The sequence below is a fragment of the Asaia sp. VD9 genome (genome assembly GCF_037150015.1).
In the GTDB taxonomy this organism is placed as follows: domain Bacteria; phylum Pseudomonadota; class Alphaproteobacteria; order Acetobacterales; family Acetobacteraceae; genus Asaia.
The window spans coordinates 22,464-39,271 of record NZ_JBBCQM010000006.1 but is presented as its reverse complement, the minus strand read 5'-3'; the positions used below and the strand labels follow the sequence as shown (position 1 = coordinate 39,271).

The following is a 16,808-nucleotide window of genomic DNA, read 5'->3' as shown; positions in this document are numbered from 1 at the left end:
CCAGCGCAAGACACGCTCGCGCCCGCTTCTATCTCTCGATGCGATGGATCATGTCATCGAGCTTCTCGAGATCGATCGGCAAAGCCTTGTAGGCTGCGCTCTGCGGGTTGGTCACCTCGATGATCGGTTTCTCTTTAAAACCAAGAACGGCGCACTCCGCTGCAAATTCGAGTATATAACCTCTGATCGATTCCGCCTCGTCGAGGAAATGGAAGTGAAATCCCGGCACGGCGATGCGACCAATGAGAGCTGGCGTCCAGAAGCCTATCAGCCGCCCGCCCACTCCGGCGCAGGGTGAGACTTTCTGGCTCGCAGCAACTGCCTCGACATGCCGTATGCCATCCTCTTCCGGGTCGGTTCGATGTGGGCGCCGGAGCACCAGATGCTCGAAATGCCCGGCCATGAGCGCTCCCATGGTCGAGAATTACGTAATTCGGCTCATCCGGCTTCTCCTGCCCCTTTGGGAGCGTAGCCCCTCAAAGAATGGTCTGGACCGAGAGGGGGAAGGGATTGAAGACCGACCAGCCGGTCTTCTGTACCAGACGCTCGAGGGCCAAAGTGCCGAGCAGCGAATTGCCCTGGCTATTCAGACCCGGAGACCAGACCGCCACCGATGCCAGACCAGGAGCAATGGCCAGTATACCGCCCCCCACACCCGACTTGCCCGGCAGACCGACGCGTATGGCAAAGGCGCCTGAGCCGTCATAATGGCCGCACATCATCATCAGCGCCATGATGGTGCGCGCATCGGGCACGCTTGTGATCATGCGCCCCGTGCGCAGATCGACGCCGCCCGTCATGAGATAGCCGCCTATCCCGGCAAGCTGGCGGCAGGACATGGTGAGAGCACATTGATGGAAATAGAGGTCGAGCGTGTCCTCGATCGGGTTTCTGATATTGCCGAAGGTGCGCATGTAATTGGCAAGTGCCGCATTGCGAAACCCTGTATCGCGCTCCTGGGCCGCCATGTTCTCATCGATATGCAGCCCCTCCGGATTACCCGATTGCGAGAGGGCGAAGTCAAGCAACGCCTGACGCGCGCCAAGCCGTCCCAGACGCGAAACCAGGATATCGGAAATGACGATGGCCCCCGCATTGATGAACGGGTTGCGCGGAATGCCATGCTCGCTCTCGAGCTGGACGATGGAATTGAACGCGCTGCCCGATGGCTCCTGGCGCACCCGGCTCCATAATTCGCTGCCCTCCAATGTGAGGGCCAGGGTCAGGCCGAACACCTTGGACAGGCTCTGGATCGAGAACGCCTCGTCAGCATCCCCCGCAACATGGGCCTGTCCGCTGGCATCGATCACGGCGATGCCGAACTTCCCCGGATCGACGCGTGCGAGGGGCGGAATGTAATCCGCCACATGCCCGCGCTCGGTGAGCGTCTGCATTTCACGCACGATTTCGGCAATGATGCTGTCGAGATCGGCCATCAGTTCTTCCCTCCGCGCTGCTCCGGATCAGCTTCACCCACACATGACACGCGTCCTCACGGCACACAATCTTGGGCGTGTTCACGCCGCGTTGCGCGGGATTGCGTATAGTTTGCATGGACTAGTTTGCATGGGCTGCGCTTTTCCGGGCCGGAAGGCGACATATCCCGTAACGCAGCTTCGGTTGAGATCGGCCGGGTAATCTGCAATGAACCTCCCATGAAGGACGCCAAGACAGGATCAGGTGGGAAACAGACGCGCCAGCCGGGCACGGGAGAAATCACCCTGCCGGATATCGACACGCAATCGGAGGGGTTTCGGCTCAACCGTGAAGCGCGCCGCAATGCCCTGATCGAGGATTATGTCGAGCTGATTGCCGACCTCCTGGCGGAGGGTTATGAGGCGCGCCAGGTCGATATCGCCACGCGTCTGGGGGTCTCCCAGCCCACCGTGGCAAAGATGCTCACCCGTCTGGCCAGCGAGGGGTACGTGCATCGCCGCCCCTATCGCGGCGTCTTCCTGACCGAGAAGGGACAGGAGATCGCCAATCAGGCGAAGCACCGGCACCGGATCGTCGAGAGCTTTCTGCGTGCGCTCGGCATCAGCGAGGAAACGGTCCGTGTCGATGCCGAGGGGATCGAGCATTACGTCAGCGACGAAACCCTCGCCGCTTTCGACCGCGCTCTTGCTGCTGGCCTGACCGGCCTTATAGACCGCAAGCCCCGCCCCTGCTGAAACCGGCCCAACAGACCTGAGGGTGCCTGTATTCCCCGGTCCCTCGCGGGGTCATCCTGACCCCACGCATCGCCTGCGTCACCCCATCATGGCGCCCCGTTGCTGACCAGTCCGCCCAGCCGGCGCGGACTGCATATAGCGCCTGCGTGCCTGCGCCTGCCCGTTCGCCCCTGATACGCTTCCTTCCGACCCCAACTTCCCGCTCAACAGGACGTTATCGGTCCGGAATATCGGTTCATCCTGAATATAGTATATTGCATATCTCTAAGCATTGGGTTTGAGTGCCGTCTTATGTCTAACCCGCCTACCGCCCAGGAAACACTGCCCCCCGCCCCCAAGGGCGGACGCAAGCCTCTGCTCCGCCCGATCCATCGGTCGGGCGCCGATGCGCATAGCCTTCCTGAGGTCTTCTCTTCCGTGCGGGTCGCGCCGGATCATGCCCAATGGTTCCAGCGCTTTCTTGCTTTTGTCGGGCCGGGCTACATGGTGGCCGTCGGGTATATGGACCCCGGAAACTGGGCGACGGATCTGCAAGGCGGCGCACAGTTCGGCTACACGCTGCTTTCTGTCATCATGATCTCGAACCTCATGGCGATCCTGCTTCAGGCCCTTGCGGCACGTCTGGGCATTGTCACAGGGCGTGATCTGGCCCAGGCCTGTCGAGATCATTTCCCGCCCGCGGTCACGCTGGTACTCTGGCTGACCTGCGAGATCGCCATCATTGCCTGCGATCTGGCAGAGGTGATCGGCACGGCCGTGGCGCTTCAGCTTCTGTTTCACATACCGCTCCTTTTCGGGGCGCTGATCTCGGCCTTCGATGCGCTCATCGTGCTTTTTCTGATGAACCGGGGATTTCGGTATCTCGAAGCGTTCATTATCGCGCTGCTGACCATCATCGCGCTCTGCTTCTCCGTGCAGCTTTTGGCGGCGGCTCCGCCTTTCGGCGCCATGATGGCGGGATTCCTGCCACGCCCCGAAATCGTGACCAATCCGGCGATGCTCTACATCGCCATCGGCATCATTGGCGCGACCGTAATGCCCCATAATCTGTATCTGCATTCGTCCATCGTGCAGACACGGGCCTATCCGCGCACGGAACCCGGCAAACGAGAAGCCCTGCGCTGGGCGACATTGGACAGCACGATCGCCCTCATGCTCGCCCTGTTCATCAATGCCGCGATCCTGATCGTATCGGCGGCGGCGTTTCACAACACGGGTCATCAGGACGTTGCCGAAATCGAGGACGCCTATCGCCTCCTGTCGCCCATTCTGGGTATGGGGATCGCCTCGACCCTTTTTGCTGTGGCCCTTCTGGCGGCCGGAACGAACTCTACCGTTACGGGCACGCTGGCCGGGCAGATCGTCATGGAGGGCTTTCTGCATCTGACGCTACCGCATTGGGCAAGGCGCCTGATCACCCGCGGTCTGGCGATCTTGCCGGTCGTGGTTGTGACGGCCCTGTATGGCGATCACGGCGTGGGGACATTACTGATCTTCAGTCAGGTCGTGCTCTCTCTACAGCTACCTTTTGCTGTCATTCCGCTGGTCATGTTCGTTGGCGATCGACGCAAGATGGGGAGCTTCGCCATTCGCCCTGCGATGAAAGCGCTCTCCTGGAGCGTGGCGGGAATTATCCTGATGCTCAATTTCAAGCTGCTCTATGACACGATCATGAGTTGAGCCCTCTCATGCGGCGTCAGTCCACGCCAACCGGCCGCTTGGCAGCCAGGAGAGCACGCATAAGCCGGCGCTGACCGTCAAATCACCTGTCGGCGGGCCAGCTTCACGGTGCTGTCAGCGCTGACGAAAGGGACGGATTACTGCCCGTCCGACTACCTACAAAGCCCGGGCTCGCGCCCTCTCCTCCTTGTTTTACACCCCTTTCGCAGAAGGTTCAGCCCTCATCATGCCAACATGCAGTCAGATATATAGCAATTGCTATGATAATGAGTATTCGGGTTTGAGTGAAGTATCTTCTCATTCACTCCCTGACCGTCGAAACCCGTCGCTCATTGCCCTTCCCTTCGCTTTTCTGCTGCTCGCCGGTACGGCGCATGCCGCATCCGACCCGGAAAAGGCCCCATCCTGCGCCTATCCTGCGTGTGCCAGGCAACCGGAGAATCCTGCCAGAATGTCTGAAGCGAAAACAGGCCCCCTGCCCGTCACGCCCCCCACACATAAAGGCGCCAGCACACCCGGCACTCCGCCACCCAGCCTTGTGCGCCTGCCGCCCAAGCAGGCCGGGACAATCGCCGAGACGATCAATGTGACCGCCCATATGGATCAAAGGCGCGGGCGCATCGCGCCGGGGCTGGGTGCGGTATCCTACGGGATCGACCAGCGTCAGATCGAGGTGACACCCGGGGGAGAGAATGCCGCCTTCAGCCAGATCCTGCTCCGCCTGCCCGGCGTTGTCATGGACAGTTACGGCGAGGTCCATGTGCGCGGCGAACATGGCGGGCTGACCTATCGCGTCAATGGCGTCCTCCTGCCTGAGGGGCTCAACGGGTTCGGACAGGAGCTCGACAGTCGCATCATCCAGTCTGTCGATCTGCTCACCGGCACCCTGCCCGCCCAATTCGGGTTTCGTACGTCCGGCGTGATCGACGTGAAAACCAAGACCGGCGATACGCTCAGGAATAATCAGGTCTCCCTCTATGGCGGCAGCTACAACACGTTCATCCCGTCTCTTCAACTCGGCGGGTCAAAAGGGCGATGGGATTATTTCGTCACGGCTTCCTACAACCGTAACGATCTCGGGATAGAGAACCCCACTAATTCCTTCCGGGCCGTGCATGATTTCACGCAGCAGGAAAAAGGGTTCGGCTATCTCGCGTATCAGATCGACGATGAAAGCCGGATCAGTTTGCTGACCAGCGCCTCCTATGCCGATTTTCAGCTCCCCAACACGACGGCTCTGCCAATCCTGTATCATTCATCCACTATCGCGCCGGATGATCCGAGCATCCAGTCCCGCCTCTTGCGTGACGGCCAGACCGAGCAGAATTACTACGCCGTACTCTCGTATCAGCGCAGCGGCGAGAAGCTCAACACGCAGGTTTCTCCCTATTTCCGGTACGGACGAATCGGGTACCGCAACGATCCGAACCGCGATCTCGCGTTCTCCGGCATTTCACAGCGCGAAGTGAACGACTTCACGACGGGCGGAGTACAGATCGATAACTCATACGACATCGCCCCGCATCATGTGCTGCGTTTCGGGCTTCTCGGGCAATACACCTCCGAAAAACTCGATACCGATACCCTCGCCTTTCCGGTGGATGAGGCAGGTGCCCAGAGCTCGACCATCCCCCGGCGCATCATCGATCATGGAGGGAACTGGGCAGTCGAAGCTGGCGCCTATGTGCAGGACGAGTACCGCATCACATCCAAACTGACCTTCAATTACGGGCTGCGCTATGACCGTTTCGCGTCGTCCTTCCATCAGGAGGGGCAGGTGAGCCCACGCGCGAACATGGTCTGGAAAGCCAGCCCCTCCACGACGGTGCATTTCGGCTATTCGCGCTATTTTGCACCACCGTCACCGCAATATATTTCCGACGCCACGCTGCACAAATTTGCGGGGACGACCAATGCGCCCGAAACCATGCTGAACACGCCCACGCGCGTCGAAAAATCGCATTACGTCGATGTCGGGATCCTCCAGCATGTCACGCGTGACTACCAAATCACGCTCGATGCCTTTGGCAAATGGGCGCGCGATCAGGGCGATCTGGGACAGTTCGGTCGCGCTGTCATTCTGGCGCCGTTCAGCTATCGCAAAGGGCGTGTCTATGGCGCGGAAATCGGCAATTCGTGGCGCCATGGCGGCTGGTCGGTCTATGGCAATTTTTCATTCGTCAAGACCTGGGCGAAGGACATCAACTCGGCTCAGTATCAGTTCGAGGTCGCTGAACTCGACTATGTTCGTCGCCATGGCATCCAGCTCGATCACCAGGGGGAATTTACCTCTTCTGCCGGTGTTTCCTACAGCAACAAGTACGACATGGCCTATCTCGATTTCCTCTATGGCTACGGGCTGCGCAGTGGCTTTGCCAATCTCGAGAAGCAACCTTCCTACGCGATCTTCAATATCGGCTACGCCCATAGTTTCACGAAAGTCCCGTTTGGCCGTTCGCTGAAATTACGGGCCGATATGGTCAACCTGTTTGACCATCGCTACCAGATCCGTGATGGGAGCGGGGTAGGCGTGACACAGGCCCAATACGGCCAGAGGCGCGGCACCTTCTTCTCGATTGTGAGCAGCTTCTGACACGCTTCACGCAGATATGACGAGCCGGTTTCATCGCTGGCAAGATTCCTGCGTTTATGATGGAGTGCCGCCCCTTTCACCGGAGACCCGCCTCATGTCCGAACGCAAGACCGTCTACCGGCCCTATCATCATCCCGCCGGGGGCTGGGGAGCGGTCAAGGCCACGGCAAAAGCACTGCTCGAACAATCCGTAGTGACCAAGGGCTCCCGTGCTCTTCTGGCCATGAACCAGCCGGGCGGCTTCAAATGCCCGAGTTGTGCCTTCCCGGACCCGACGCATCACAAAAAGATCGAATTTTGCGAAAATGGCGTGAAGGGCCTCGCGGTAGAGGCCACCAAGCGGCGCGTCACCCGGGCGTTCTTTGCCGAACACAGCGTAACGGCTCTTGCGGCACAAAGCGATCACTGGCTGGAGGAGCAGGGCCGTCTGACCGAGCCGATGCGCTACGATACGCAAACGGATCATTACGTTCCTTGCAGCTGGCAGGAAGCCTTCGCGCTGATCGGCACCCATCTGCGCGAACTCGCCTCTCCCGATCAGGCCGAGTTCTACACATCGGGGCGGACCTCGAACGAAGCAGCTTTCCTGTATTCCGTCTTCGTGCGCGCCTATGGCACGAATAATTTTCCTGACTGCTCGAATATGTGTCACGAGCCGACCAGCCGCGGCCTGCCCGGTGCCATCGGCATCGGCAAGGGCACGGTGGTGATGGATGATTTCGATCACGCCGAAGCCATTTTCATCGTAGGGCAGAATACGGGCACCAACTCACCACGCATGATGGGGCTGCTGGCCCATGCCCGAAAGCGCAACGTGCCCATCGTCGTGGTCAATCCGATGCCCGAGCGCTCTCTCATCCGCTTTACCGAGCCTCAGGACGCGGTGCAGATGGCGACGGGCGGCTCGACCGCCATCGCCACCGAGTTCGTCCATATCCGGATTGGCGGCGATCTTGCCTTTTTCAAGGGCATGATGAAATGCCTGTTCGAACGTGAGGCCCTGGGCGAAACCCTGCTGGATCACGATTTCATCGCAACGCACACCGAGGGATTTGCTGCGCTGCGCGATGAGGTGATGCGCCATGACTGGGCCGAAATCGAGCACGTATCGGGCATCGAGCGGGCACAGATCGCGCGGGCAGCCGCCATCTATGCCCAGTCACACGCCACCATTATCTGCTTCGGCATGGGCATCACCCAGCATCAGCAGGGTGCGCGGATGATCCAGCAAATTGCCGCTTTTCTGATGCTACGCGGCAATTTTGGCAAGAAGGGTGCAGGCATAGCACCCATACGCGGGCATTCGAACGTGCAGGGCGACCGCACGGTGGGCATCGACGAGAAGCCGACCCAAGCCTATCTGGACCGGCTGCGCGATGTATTCGGTTTCGAACCCCCGCGCGTTCATGGCCACCATGCGGTGGACTCGGTCGAGGCCATGCTGGCCGGTACGGCGCGGGTCTTCATCGGCATGGGCGGCAATTTTGTCCATGCCATCCCTGATACACCTCGTGGCTATGCGGCCATGCGCGGGCTGGATCTGACCGTAGGGATCGCAACGAAACTCAATCGCGGGCATATCGTCCATGGGCGCGACGCCCTGATCCTGCCGGTCATTGCGCGCTCTGAGATCGACCGTCAGGCAACGGGCGAGCAATTCGTGACCATCGAGGATGCAATGTCGAATGTCACTGCCTCGCGTGGTGTGCTCGAACCCGCGAGCCCGGACCTGCTCTCCGAAGTCGCCATCGTTTGCGGCATGGCGCAGGCGACCCTACCCGAAAGCCCCATCCCCTGGGCGCTTTATCCTACGGATTACGGTTTGATCCGGGACAAGATCGCGGCCGTCTATCCCGAGATCTACGCCGATTTCAACGCGCGCATCCGCAACAAGCAGGGTTTCCATCTCGATATTCCGCCACGCCGACGCGAGTGGAAAACCGCAACAGGCAAGGCGCAGTTCCTGCTCTTCCCCGGTCTTGCCGTGGATGACAGCGTTGAGGATTCGGAGATGCTGCGTCTCTCCACCATACGCTCACATGACCAGTTCAACACCACGATCTACAGTATGAATGACCGGTATCGTGGCATCTACAACACCCGCATGGTCGTATTCATGAACGATGAGGACATGGAGGATCGCGGCATCCGGCAGGAGATGGTGGTCAGCCTCGAAACGCTTTCGACCGACGGGATCAAGCGCTGCGTAGAGGACCTGGTCGCAGTCGCCTATCCCATGCCCAGAGGGGCCATCGCAGGCTATTATCCTGAGTTGAATCCGCTCCTGCCGCTGAACCATTTCGACGAGATCAGCGGCACGCCTGCTGCGAAATCGATCCCTGTGCGCGTGATCGTGCCGGCAGGAAGACCATGACGATACGCCCGGACAGCCTCGCAGCCGCCCATGTTCTGCGTCACGCCATTGCCATCGGCCCCGACGGCGAACAGGAACGTATCGAACTCGGCATTGCCGAGGAAATCCCGCTGACGCTCATCTTCAACGAATTTCATGTCCATGCCGTGATGATGGTGACGCCACTCGATCTGCATGATTTCGTGCTCGGCTTCGTACTCACCGAGAAGATCATTGCCTGCGCGGCCGATCTGGTTTCCTGCCATATCGAACGCCATGAGGATCAGTTGACCGCGCATATCCGTATCTCGGGCGCTGATTTCAGCCGGTTGATCCGAAGAGGGCAACGCCTGCTTACAGGAGGCAGCAGCTGCGGTCTGTGCGGCGTCACCTCCCTTGAGGATATCGCAACCGCCGTGCCAAGCCTTCCCGCCTATAGTATTCCGGTCCCCGCCATTCGCAAGGCATTGGCCGCTCTGCCGGAGCAGCAGGTGCTCAACCAGAAGGTGCACATGGTCCATGCCGCGGCCTGGGCCTCTCCTGATGGCGAAATTCACTACGTCCGCGAGGATGTCGGCCGGCATAACGCGCTCGACAAGCTGATTGGCACGTTGAGCCAGTCCCCTCGCGATGCGGGCCGGGGGTTCTGCCTCCTGACCAGCCGATGCTCGTACGAGATGGTCGAAAAGGCCCTGACGATCGGAATCTCGACGCTCGTTGCTGTCTCCTCGCCGACCGATCGCGCCATCCAGATTGCCCGTCAGGCTGATATGACGCTCATTGGCAACGCACGGCCAGACCGGCTTGCGGTATTCTGCGGCGCCCACCGCCTCATCAAACCCGAGACTGTCAGAATGGCTGCCGTATGACCTTCGACCCCCAAGCCGCATTCTTCGATTTCGAGCAGGATTTCGCGGGAAGCTTGCGGTGCATTCCCATGCGCGTTCGGCTGCGGCTTGATCTATGCGCCATCAAGCTGACCCTGCGCCAATGGAGCCAGTTCACACCTGCTCAGCGCAAGGCCTTGCTGGACACGCCTTTCGACACGGCAGAGCAACGATCTCGCTACGCCGAAGCCCTCAAAATCCTGATCGCGGCCGCCTGCGACGAACCGCTCAAGCTTCTGACGAAGAACGAGGAGGCTCTGTGGCAGGACGCGCGATGCGTGCCAGATTGTGTTCTGGAACAGGCACGTCACGACGATATTGCGCCGCCGACGCTCGCTCAGTGGGGCGGGCTTCACGAATTGCAGCGCTTTGCTCTGGTCAAGCTTGCGCGCTCCAAACATGAGAACGAGAACTTCGTCCCGGCACTTCGGGAATTCGGACTGACCGCACCTACTCCTTCTAGGCGTGATAGGCTCAACTGACCTTGCGCAACGCGAGGCGAGCAAGATCCTCCGCTGTGTTGATGTTATAGAACGGGTCGTCGTCGCCCTCGTCGAAGCTTACAGGACGCACGCCTATCGCTTCGGCGAAAGGGCGAATGGCGAGCGCGCGACGTATGCCGGATAGGCGCGCCGCCTCAAAATAATCATGGAAACGCTCGAGGCATGAAACAGGCCAGAGAGCGAGCAGAGGGTGAACCCGGTCCTCTCTTGCCGCACAGGCGGGTCCGGGCATGAGCCGCTCGATAAAGTCACGCGGAATGAAGGGCGTGTCACCAGGCAGCGTCACCACTCCGCTCGCCCCCCGCTCAGCGCCCCACTCGAGGGCCGAGAGCACGCCGCAGAGCGGACCCAATCCCTCAAAGCGATCGGGCAATACGGGCAGATTGAACCGCTCATACGACCCGAACTGGTCCGGCCTGGTGGCAAGTGCCAGCCCCCTTACCTGAGGCGTGACCCTGTCGATGATCTCCTCGATCAGGCTATGATGCCCCAGGGGGAGGAGCGGCTTGTCGCATCCGCCTAGCCGACTTCCCCTCCCCCCTGCCAGGATCACGGCAAGGATCATGCCTGGTCAGATCCTCATCGCGGGGACGGCGGCGGCAGAGGGCTATCGGGCATTGGTGCCTGAGGATGCGCATGATGACGAATGTGATGGGCCGGCGGAGATGGTGGCGGTGGTGGCGCATGCGGGGCCAGTTGCACCGGCTGGAAAGGCGGGGGGGCCTGACCAGGCGTGTAGTAGGGGCCCCTGTAATTGTCATTGAGCTGGGCCGCATTGAGACTGTCGATCATGCTGTTGCCGGTGCCATCAGCATAATGACCTGAGGGCCCACCCGGCGCGTGCTGCGCGAAGGCGGCGACAGGCGATGCAAGCAGTGTGACACCAAGCAGAAATCCGAGAGTACGGTTCATAGCGTCTTTCCTTTGCCGACGAGCCCGGTCGAAACGGGCTTGCCGCGCTGCCAGACCTGAGAGATCAGGTCGATATCAGATATGGTCTTGTCCGGATTGCCGTCAATAACCAGAAAGTCGGCGCGTTTTCCGGGTGCGAGGACGCCTCTGTCGCGCAGCCCGAGCAGCGCGGCGGCTTTCTGCGTTGCCAGATTGATGGCCTGTAAGGGAGTCAGTCCTGACTGAACCAGCAATACCAGTTCGCGATGCTCGGCAAAGCCGGGCAGACGTAACGGCGTCGCGCCTGAATCCGTACCAAACCCGATACGGGCACCCCCCTGATACAGGACGAGGACATTGTGCATGTTCATGGCGAGCGCGGCACGTGCTGCTTCAGTAGCCGGTTTCGCGAGTATGGTACGGCGCCATGTCTCCTGCCCGATCTGATCGGCCAGAGCAGATGACATGGCACCACGCACGACGGGCTGCTCCAGCGTCTCGGGATGCTCGGCGAAATAATAGCTCGATTCATCCAGAGAAAGCGTCGGGATGTACCAGGCATGGCGGCTTGCAAGCTGGGCGATCAGCGAGGCGTCCACAGCTTTGTCGCGTACGCCATGAGCCAAGATATCCGCGCCATGGGCGAGCGCCTGACGGGCGAGGTCGAGGTCGTGAATATGGACCGCGACACGCAGATGCCGCTTATGTGCCTCGGCAATCGCGGCCTGCCAGACGGGTGCGCCGAGCAAGGGAAGCGGCGCCTTGCCCGGATTGGTCAGACGCAGATCGTCGAGCCAGACCTTGACGAAATCCGTACCTTCATCGGCCATATGATCGACAGCCTGGCGCGCTTCCTGTGGCGTTTTCGGTCTGAAGATCTGATCGCGCCCCATATTGTCGATCATCGCCTCGGGCGGCATGCCGCCGGGTGCACCGATACCTTGATCTACTCCAAACAGATCCGCCCCTGGGTTCACGCCCTGATGCTGTTCGCGGCGCAGTTGATCGAAAAGTGGGGACTTGTTCAGCCCAAGGGAGGTCACGGTGAGCACACCGTACCGGACATACTGGTCGAGAGCGGCGAGAATGGTGGAACGGGTGTAATTGCGGGAGGCCGTTGTAAGCCCGTCTACCAGCCCGACATGGCTGTGATCGCTGATCAGCCCGGGCATGATCGTCTTGCCTTGCAGATCGATCGTCTTCGTCGACTGACCGTCAGAGGAGCCGGAACGGCTGCCTATGGAAATGATCTGACCGTGGTCGATCACCAGTGTGACGTCCTCGCGTACGGGGGAGCCAGTCCCATCGATTACGCGCGCATGGGTAAAGATGATCGGCTCGGCTCTGGACGGAACGGTGAGCAGGAAGCTGCCCGTCGCGAGACAGGCGAATAGACCGAAACGGCGCATGCGGACCCTCTTACGTCCCCGTGCCCGGCTTGATCCGTCGAAGAGGACGGTTGATGCGCAGGGGGATGATCTGGACTGCGAACGCAGCGCGACGCCCCCGGATGCATTTGCCCGGAATTTGATATCGCATCTGTGAAGGCGAGAATGGAGAGGACAAGAAACGGATCGCGCCGGTGGCAGTTATGAGAAGGAACACGGCACACAGGCAGCTCCCCATGAGGTCTGCCGATAATAAAACAGGAGCGTTGCATGTCGCTTACCCCCCAGGTCAAAGCCATTCTCGCCAATTACGAGTCCGACAATCCCGGCACCAAGGCCAATCTCGTCCGCCTGTTGAATACGGGTGTTCTGGCCGGAACCGGCAAGTTGGTGATTCTGCCAGTCGATCAGGGCTTCGAACATGGACCGGCTCGCTCCTTTGCGGCTAACCCACCGGCCTATGATCCCCATTATCATTTCTCGCTGGCCATTGAGGCCGGGCTCAATGCCTTTGCTGCGCCACTGGGCATGCTCGAGGCCGGAGCGTCCACTTTTGCCGGTCAGCTCCCGCTGATCCTAAAATGTAACAGCTCCAATTCGCTGGCAACCGAGAAGAACCAGGCCGTAACCGGCACAGTCGCCGATGCGCTGCGCTTGGGCTGCTCGGCCATCGGGTTCACCATTTATCCGGGCAGCGAATATTGCTTTGATCAGATGAATGAACTGCGTGAGCTGGCGCAGGAGGCCAAGGCGGCGGGGCTTGCCGTGATCGTCTGGAGCTATCCGCGCGGGCCGATGCTGGACAAGGCTGGCGAAACCGCCATCGATATCTGTGCCTATGCCGCCCATATGGCTGCCGAATGCGGCGCGCATATCATCAAGGTCAAACCGCCGACAGACGCCCTTTCGCTCCCCGCAGCGAAGGCAGTCTATCTGGAACAGAAGATCGACATTTCGACGATGGAAGCGCGTGTGCGCCATGTCGTGCAGTCAACCTTTGCCGGGCGTCGTATCGTGATCTTCTCGGGCGGGGAACATGAAAGTACCGAGGCGCTGCTCGACACCATTCGTGGCATTCATGCTGGCGGCGGGTTCGGCTCCATTATCGGCCGCAATACTTTCCAGCGGCCTCGTGAGGAAGCGCTGAAGCTGCTTGACGCCATCACGGGCATCTTCAAGGGCTGAGAATCAGCCCTTGCCAGCGGCCTCGTACGCATCGAGTACGAGGTCTGGCGGGCCATCCATACGGATACGCCCGCCTTCCATCCAGATGATGCGTGTGCACCATTTCCTCAGGATCGGCAGGGAATGAGACGTGATGACCAAAATACGCACGTGCTCGATGAGCCGCGTCAGACGCTCGCGCGCCTTCTCCTGAAAACGCGAATCCCCAGCCATGAACCACTCATCCATGAGCAGGATTTCAGGACGCGGGGCCGTCGCCACACCAAAGCCCAGTCGGATGGCCATGCCCGACGAGTAGAGACGCACAGGCAAATCGAGAAAGGCCCCGAGTTCGGCGAACTCCTCGACATCCTCTTCCAGCTTTTGCGCCGCAACGGGGGCCATCCCGATCGTGCGGGCATAGAGCCTGATATTTTCTCGCCCGGTGAGGTCAGTATTCATACCCGCCTGGGGGCTGAGCAGCGCATGGACATCGCCCCTGACGCTCAACTGACCCAGGGAGGATTCGTAGATCCCTGCCAGAGCCCTGAGCAGCGTGGATTTACCCGCTCCGTTATGGCCGATCAGGCCGACGCGCTCGCCACTCTGGATCGACAGGGACAGCGCACTCAGCGCGACAACGACCGTGGTATCCTCACGGCTGATGATGCTGCCACCGACCTTCTGCCGGTCCTGCAGCTTTTGCCTCATGCCCTTGAATACGCTCTTCTTGAACGAGCGCGCACTGCCGTGAAACATCGGATAGACGAGGGAGTAATCCCTCAGGGTGATCGAAGGCATCGTCATCAGACCCAGAAAGCCAGTCTCTCACGGGTTCTGACAAAGGTCAGAAATCCGAGGATACACCAGAACACGCTGACAGCAGCCGAGACGGCGATCATGGACAGGCTGGGCAGATGCCCCAGAATCGGCCCTCGCACGATCTCGAGAAGGTCATAGAACGGATTGAGCACCAGATACCGGCTACGCGCACCGAGCTGCTCGGGCTTCCAGATGATGGGGGTGACGTAGAAAGCGATCTGGAGAAAGGCCGCGATGACGGGGGCGATATCGCGAAAACGGGCGCAAAGCGCCCCCAGAAGCAGACAGGCCGCGAAGCCGTCTATCAGCCAGACCAGCAATCCCGGCAGGGCCGCCAGACTTATCAGCCCCGGCCAGACACCATAAAAGACGAACACGCCGACGGGTACGATGACTGTATGGGCGAAAACGATGGCATTGCGCACCAGCAGGCGCAGGGCATGCAGGGAATAGGGCAGCTTCATCGCGTGTATGGTCGATTCCGCGTCGATGAAGCAGGTACAGGATTCCTGCAGGATGCTTGCCAGCCCCACCTGCCAAAGCGACATGGATAGGGCGAGAAACGGCAGATAGTCGCGCAGCACCATATGAAACAGTCGGGCGTAAATGACGCCCATCGACGCGATCATGATGACCGATGAAATGGTCATCCAGAAGGGGCCAAGGGCCGATCCTCGATAGCGCAGGCGAATATCCGTCCACCCCAGAACCACGGCCAGCCGCCACGAAGCGAGACCTGTCCTGAGATCATCCCACGCGCGGGCATATCGAGTCTGGCTCATGTCCCTCCGGGGGAATTCTGGTTTCTTGCTTGCGAGATCCGTAATCGCTCACGCCGTAGCCGATAACCCCCCTCTTAGCAACCTGGGCGCCCGAGCCTCGCCAAAAGACCCGCCTGTCGCACCCTCGCTGCAATTACTGCTTTCTTTCTTGCAGTCCCCTCCGTAGTTTTGCCGTATTCCTGCCGCAGAATGCGGATCAAGCTCGGTTGCATCAGGTGAAGCGCATCATGATTCGTCCCTCCCGTTCGAACAGCAAAGCCGGACACGAAGAATCCCGGCGGCTCCGTCCTTCGGGATTGCGAACCACGCGTTTTCTCGTCATCACCGGTGCTGCCGCTCTCCTGACGGCCTGCGCCAACGGGCCCCAGCGCCCGCAGGTGCCGGTGGCCCAGGAAGCGGCCAATTACCGCCATCATGCCAAATCCTATTACGCCCCTCCCGGCCCGCCGGAAGATCCCTGGGGTCCCTATATCGAGGAAGCATCGGAGCGATTCGATGTCCCCTCCCCCTGGATCCGTTCGGTCATGATGCAGGAATCGGGCGGGCGTCTCTTCGATCGCAACGGGCAATTCACCACCTCGGCGCCGGGGGCCATGGGCCTGATGCAGCTGATGCCGCCTACCTATGACGACATGCGCTCGCAATACGCACTAGGCGATGACGCCTATGATCCGCATGACAACATCATGGCGGGCACGGCCTATATACGCCAGATGTATGATATCTACGGGTCGCCGGGTTTCCTCGCGGCCTATAATGACGGTCCCGGAAGCCTCGACTCCTATCTTCGCCGCGGGCGCGCCCTGCCCCGCGAGACGCGCCGCTATGTCGCCCATGTCGGACCGCAGATCGCCGGGATCTGGCCACGCAACCGCTCTGCGGCCGATCTGCTCGTGTCTCAGCACGATCCGAACGCGGCGACGATGGTGGCTCAGAACGATACCGATACTTCTGCGGTGCGCGCGGCCTGGCGCCGTCAGGCCCGGACAGCGACCTACAGGGCCGATCAGCAGGACATGCAGGTGGCTGAAGCGCCTGCGACATCGCGCTCGTCTGTCAGCGCGGCCTGGGCAGCACGCGGTGTCAGCTCGAGTACACCCGCCGCAGCGGCGCCCGTCCAGTTGGCGAGCCTCAACGCGCCAGCTGAATCGGAATCGCCCGATAATGTGGCGCAGGCCTGGGCGGGACGCGCGCCCGTGCAGCCCATTCCCGTCGGTCGCAGCCTCTCGGCTGAGCCGGTTCTTGCCGTCATGACCCCACGCCCCGTCCTCCGCTCGCCCCAGCGCACGGCAGAGGCCGCCCCACGTGCCATCCAGAGCGGTAGCTGGGCCATTCAGGTCGGTGCCTATAATTCCGCCGTGCAAGCGACGCGCGCCGTTGCCCAGGCGCAGAACCACGCTGGAACTTCGCTTTCCGGTGCGCGTAGTCAGGTTTCCACGGTGCAATCGGGGCGCGCGCATCTTTACCGGGCGCGCCTTGTGAACCTGTCGCATGACAATGCCGTGGCAGCCTGCCGGAAGATGGGCCGCGACACACCCTGCGTGGTCGTCTCTCCGGGTTCGTCGTTCTGACCC

Annotated in this window: 15 protein-coding genes; 8 read left to right on the top strand and 7 right to left on the bottom strand. The window is 60.7% G+C overall.

Annotated features, from left to right (window positions below):
• Positions 1–28: 28 nt before the first annotated feature.
• The gene (locus tag WFJ47_RS09200; RefSeq protein ID WP_336762483.1) at positions 29–403 is read right to left on the bottom strand and encodes an acetolactate decarboxylase; all 375 of its coding nucleotides are present in this window, start codon (positions 401–403) and stop codon (positions 29–31) included.
• 73 nt (positions 404–476) lie between these two features.
• The gene (locus WFJ47_RS09195) at positions 477–1,436 is read right to left on the bottom strand and encodes a glutaminase (protein WP_336762482.1); all 960 of its coding nucleotides are present in this window, start codon (positions 1,434–1,436) and stop codon (positions 477–479) included.
• 219 nt (positions 1,437–1,655) lie between these two features.
• Between WFJ47_RS09195 and mntR the strand changes: the two genes are divergently transcribed.
• From mntR to WFJ47_RS09165, 6 genes are all read left to right on the top strand, one after another.
• Positions 1,656–2,171 (top strand): manganese-binding transcriptional regulator MntR, encoded by a 516-nt coding sequence (gene mntR / locus WFJ47_RS09190; RefSeq protein WP_336762481.1) that lies wholly within the window; start codon positions 1,656–1,658, stop codon positions 2,169–2,171.
• A 291-nt stretch (positions 2,172–2,462) separates the two neighbouring features.
• Complete coding sequence (locus WFJ47_RS09185; RefSeq protein ID WP_336762480.1) at positions 2,463–3,851, top strand: Nramp family divalent metal transporter; 1,389 nt, start codon at positions 2,463–2,465, stop codon at positions 3,849–3,851.
• 451 nt (positions 3,852–4,302) lie between these two features.
• Positions 4,303–6,444: a TonB-dependent receptor domain-containing protein gene (locus WFJ47_RS09180; RefSeq protein ID WP_336762479.1), complete on the top strand. Its 2,142-nt coding sequence runs from the start codon at positions 4,303–4,305 to the stop codon at positions 6,442–6,444.
• Between the two features lie 94 nt (positions 6,445–6,538).
• Positions 6,539–8,818 (top strand): FdhF/YdeP family oxidoreductase, encoded by a 2,280-nt coding sequence (locus WFJ47_RS09175; protein WP_336762478.1) that lies wholly within the window; start codon positions 6,539–6,541, stop codon positions 8,816–8,818.
• A complete protein-coding gene (gene fdhD / locus WFJ47_RS09170) occupies positions 8,815–9,666 on the top strand; it encodes a formate dehydrogenase accessory sulfurtransferase FdhD (RefSeq protein WP_336762476.1) in 852 nt (283 codons plus the stop codon). The genes WFJ47_RS09175 and fdhD overlap by 4 nt, the downstream gene beginning before the upstream one ends.
• Positions 9,663–10,166: a nitrate reductase associated protein gene (locus tag WFJ47_RS09165; RefSeq protein WP_336762475.1), complete on the top strand. Its 504-nt coding sequence runs from the start codon at positions 9,663–9,665 to the stop codon at positions 10,164–10,166. Before fdhD ends, WFJ47_RS09165 begins: the two co-directional genes overlap by 4 nt.
• Here the strand turns inward: WFJ47_RS09165 and WFJ47_RS09160 are convergent.
• The 3 genes from WFJ47_RS09160 to WFJ47_RS09150 are packed head-to-tail and all read right to left on the bottom strand — an operon-like array spanning position 10,159 to position 12,487.
• The gene (locus WFJ47_RS09160; RefSeq protein WP_336762474.1) at positions 10,159–10,752 is read right to left on the bottom strand and encodes a molybdenum cofactor guanylyltransferase; all 594 of its coding nucleotides are present in this window, start codon (positions 10,750–10,752) and stop codon (positions 10,159–10,161) included. The two genes, WFJ47_RS09165 and WFJ47_RS09160, sit on opposite strands and share 8 nt — an antisense overlap.
• A gap of 14 nt (positions 10,753–10,766) precedes the next feature.
• On the bottom strand, positions 10,767–11,099 hold the full coding sequence (locus tag WFJ47_RS09155; protein ID WP_336762473.1) for a hypothetical protein: 333 nt from the start codon (positions 11,097–11,099) through the stop codon (positions 10,767–10,769).
• On the bottom strand, positions 11,096–12,487 hold the full coding sequence (locus tag WFJ47_RS09150) for an amidohydrolase family protein (RefSeq protein ID WP_336762471.1): 1,392 nt from the start codon (positions 12,485–12,487) through the stop codon (positions 11,096–11,098). Before WFJ47_RS09150 ends, WFJ47_RS09155 begins: the two co-directional genes overlap by 4 nt.
• A 249-nt stretch (positions 12,488–12,736) precedes the next feature.
• On the opposite strand from WFJ47_RS09150, the gene WFJ47_RS09145 reads away from it, so the two are divergent.
• Positions 12,737–13,651, top strand: coding sequence for a class I fructose-bisphosphate aldolase (locus WFJ47_RS09145; protein WP_336762470.1), 915 nt, complete (start codon positions 12,737–12,739; stop codon positions 13,649–13,651).
• A 3-nt stretch (positions 13,652–13,654) separates the two neighbouring features.
• Here the strand turns inward: WFJ47_RS09145 and WFJ47_RS09140 are convergent, their stop codons facing one another.
• Both WFJ47_RS09140 and WFJ47_RS09135 read right to left on the bottom strand, forming a co-directional pair.
• The gene (locus WFJ47_RS09140; RefSeq protein WP_127103261.1) at positions 13,655–14,431 is read right to left on the bottom strand and encodes an ABC transporter ATP-binding protein; all 777 of its coding nucleotides are present in this window, start codon (positions 14,429–14,431) and stop codon (positions 13,655–13,657) included.
• A 5-nt stretch (positions 14,432–14,436) separates the two neighbouring features.
• Positions 14,437–15,234, bottom strand: a complete 798-nt coding sequence (locus WFJ47_RS09135) for an ABC transporter permease (RefSeq protein WP_336762469.1) — start codon at positions 15,232–15,234, stop codon at positions 14,437–14,439.
• 227 nt (positions 15,235–15,461) lie between these two features.
• Between WFJ47_RS09135 and WFJ47_RS09130 the strand changes: the two genes are divergently transcribed.
• Positions 15,462–16,805: a transglycosylase SLT domain-containing protein gene (locus WFJ47_RS09130; protein ID WP_336762468.1), complete on the top strand. Its 1,344-nt coding sequence runs from the start codon at positions 15,462–15,464 to the stop codon at positions 16,803–16,805.
• Positions 16,806–16,808 lie beyond the last annotated feature (3 nt).

Coding starts and splice junctions, on each gene's coding strand:
- WFJ47_RS09200 (WP_336762483.1), bottom strand. CDS start 403: ATGGCCGGGCATTTCGAGCATCTGGTGCTCCGGCGCCCACATCGAACC.
- WFJ47_RS09195 (WP_336762482.1), bottom strand. CDS start 1,436: ATGGCCGATCTCGACAGCATCATTGCCGAAATCGTGCGTGAAATGCAG.
- mntR (WP_336762481.1), top strand. CDS start 1,656: ATGAAGGACGCCAAGACAGGATCAGGTGGGAAACAGACGCGCCAGCCG.
- WFJ47_RS09185 (WP_336762480.1), top strand. CDS start 2,463: ATGTCTAACCCGCCTACCGCCCAGGAAACACTGCCCCCCGCCCCCAAG.
- WFJ47_RS09180 (WP_336762479.1), top strand. CDS start 4,303: ATGTCTGAAGCGAAAACAGGCCCCCTGCCCGTCACGCCCCCCACACAT.
- WFJ47_RS09175 (WP_336762478.1), top strand. CDS start 6,539: ATGTCCGAACGCAAGACCGTCTACCGGCCCTATCATCATCCCGCCGGG.
- fdhD (WP_336762476.1), top strand. CDS start 8,815: ATGACGATACGCCCGGACAGCCTCGCAGCCGCCCATGTTCTGCGTCAC.
- WFJ47_RS09165 (WP_336762475.1), top strand. CDS start 9,663: ATGACCTTCGACCCCCAAGCCGCATTCTTCGATTTCGAGCAGGATTTC.
- WFJ47_RS09160 (WP_336762474.1), bottom strand. CDS start 10,752: ATGATCCTTGCCGTGATCCTGGCAGGGGGGAGGGGAAGTCGGCTAGGC.
- WFJ47_RS09155 (WP_336762473.1), bottom strand. CDS start 11,099: ATGAACCGTACTCTCGGATTTCTGCTTGGTGTCACACTGCTTGCATCG.
- WFJ47_RS09150 (WP_336762471.1), bottom strand. CDS start 12,487: ATGCGCCGTTTCGGTCTATTCGCCTGTCTCGCGACGGGCAGCTTCCTG.
- WFJ47_RS09145 (WP_336762470.1), top strand. CDS start 12,737: ATGTCGCTTACCCCCCAGGTCAAAGCCATTCTCGCCAATTACGAGTCC.
- WFJ47_RS09140 (WP_127103261.1), bottom strand. CDS start 14,431: ATGCCTTCGATCACCCTGAGGGATTACTCCCTCGTCTATCCGATGTTT.
- WFJ47_RS09135 (WP_336762469.1), bottom strand. CDS start 15,234: ATGAGCCAGACTCGATATGCCCGCGCGTGGGATGATCTCAGGACAGGT.
- WFJ47_RS09130 (WP_336762468.1), top strand. CDS start 15,462: ATGATTCGTCCCTCCCGTTCGAACAGCAAAGCCGGACACGAAGAATCC.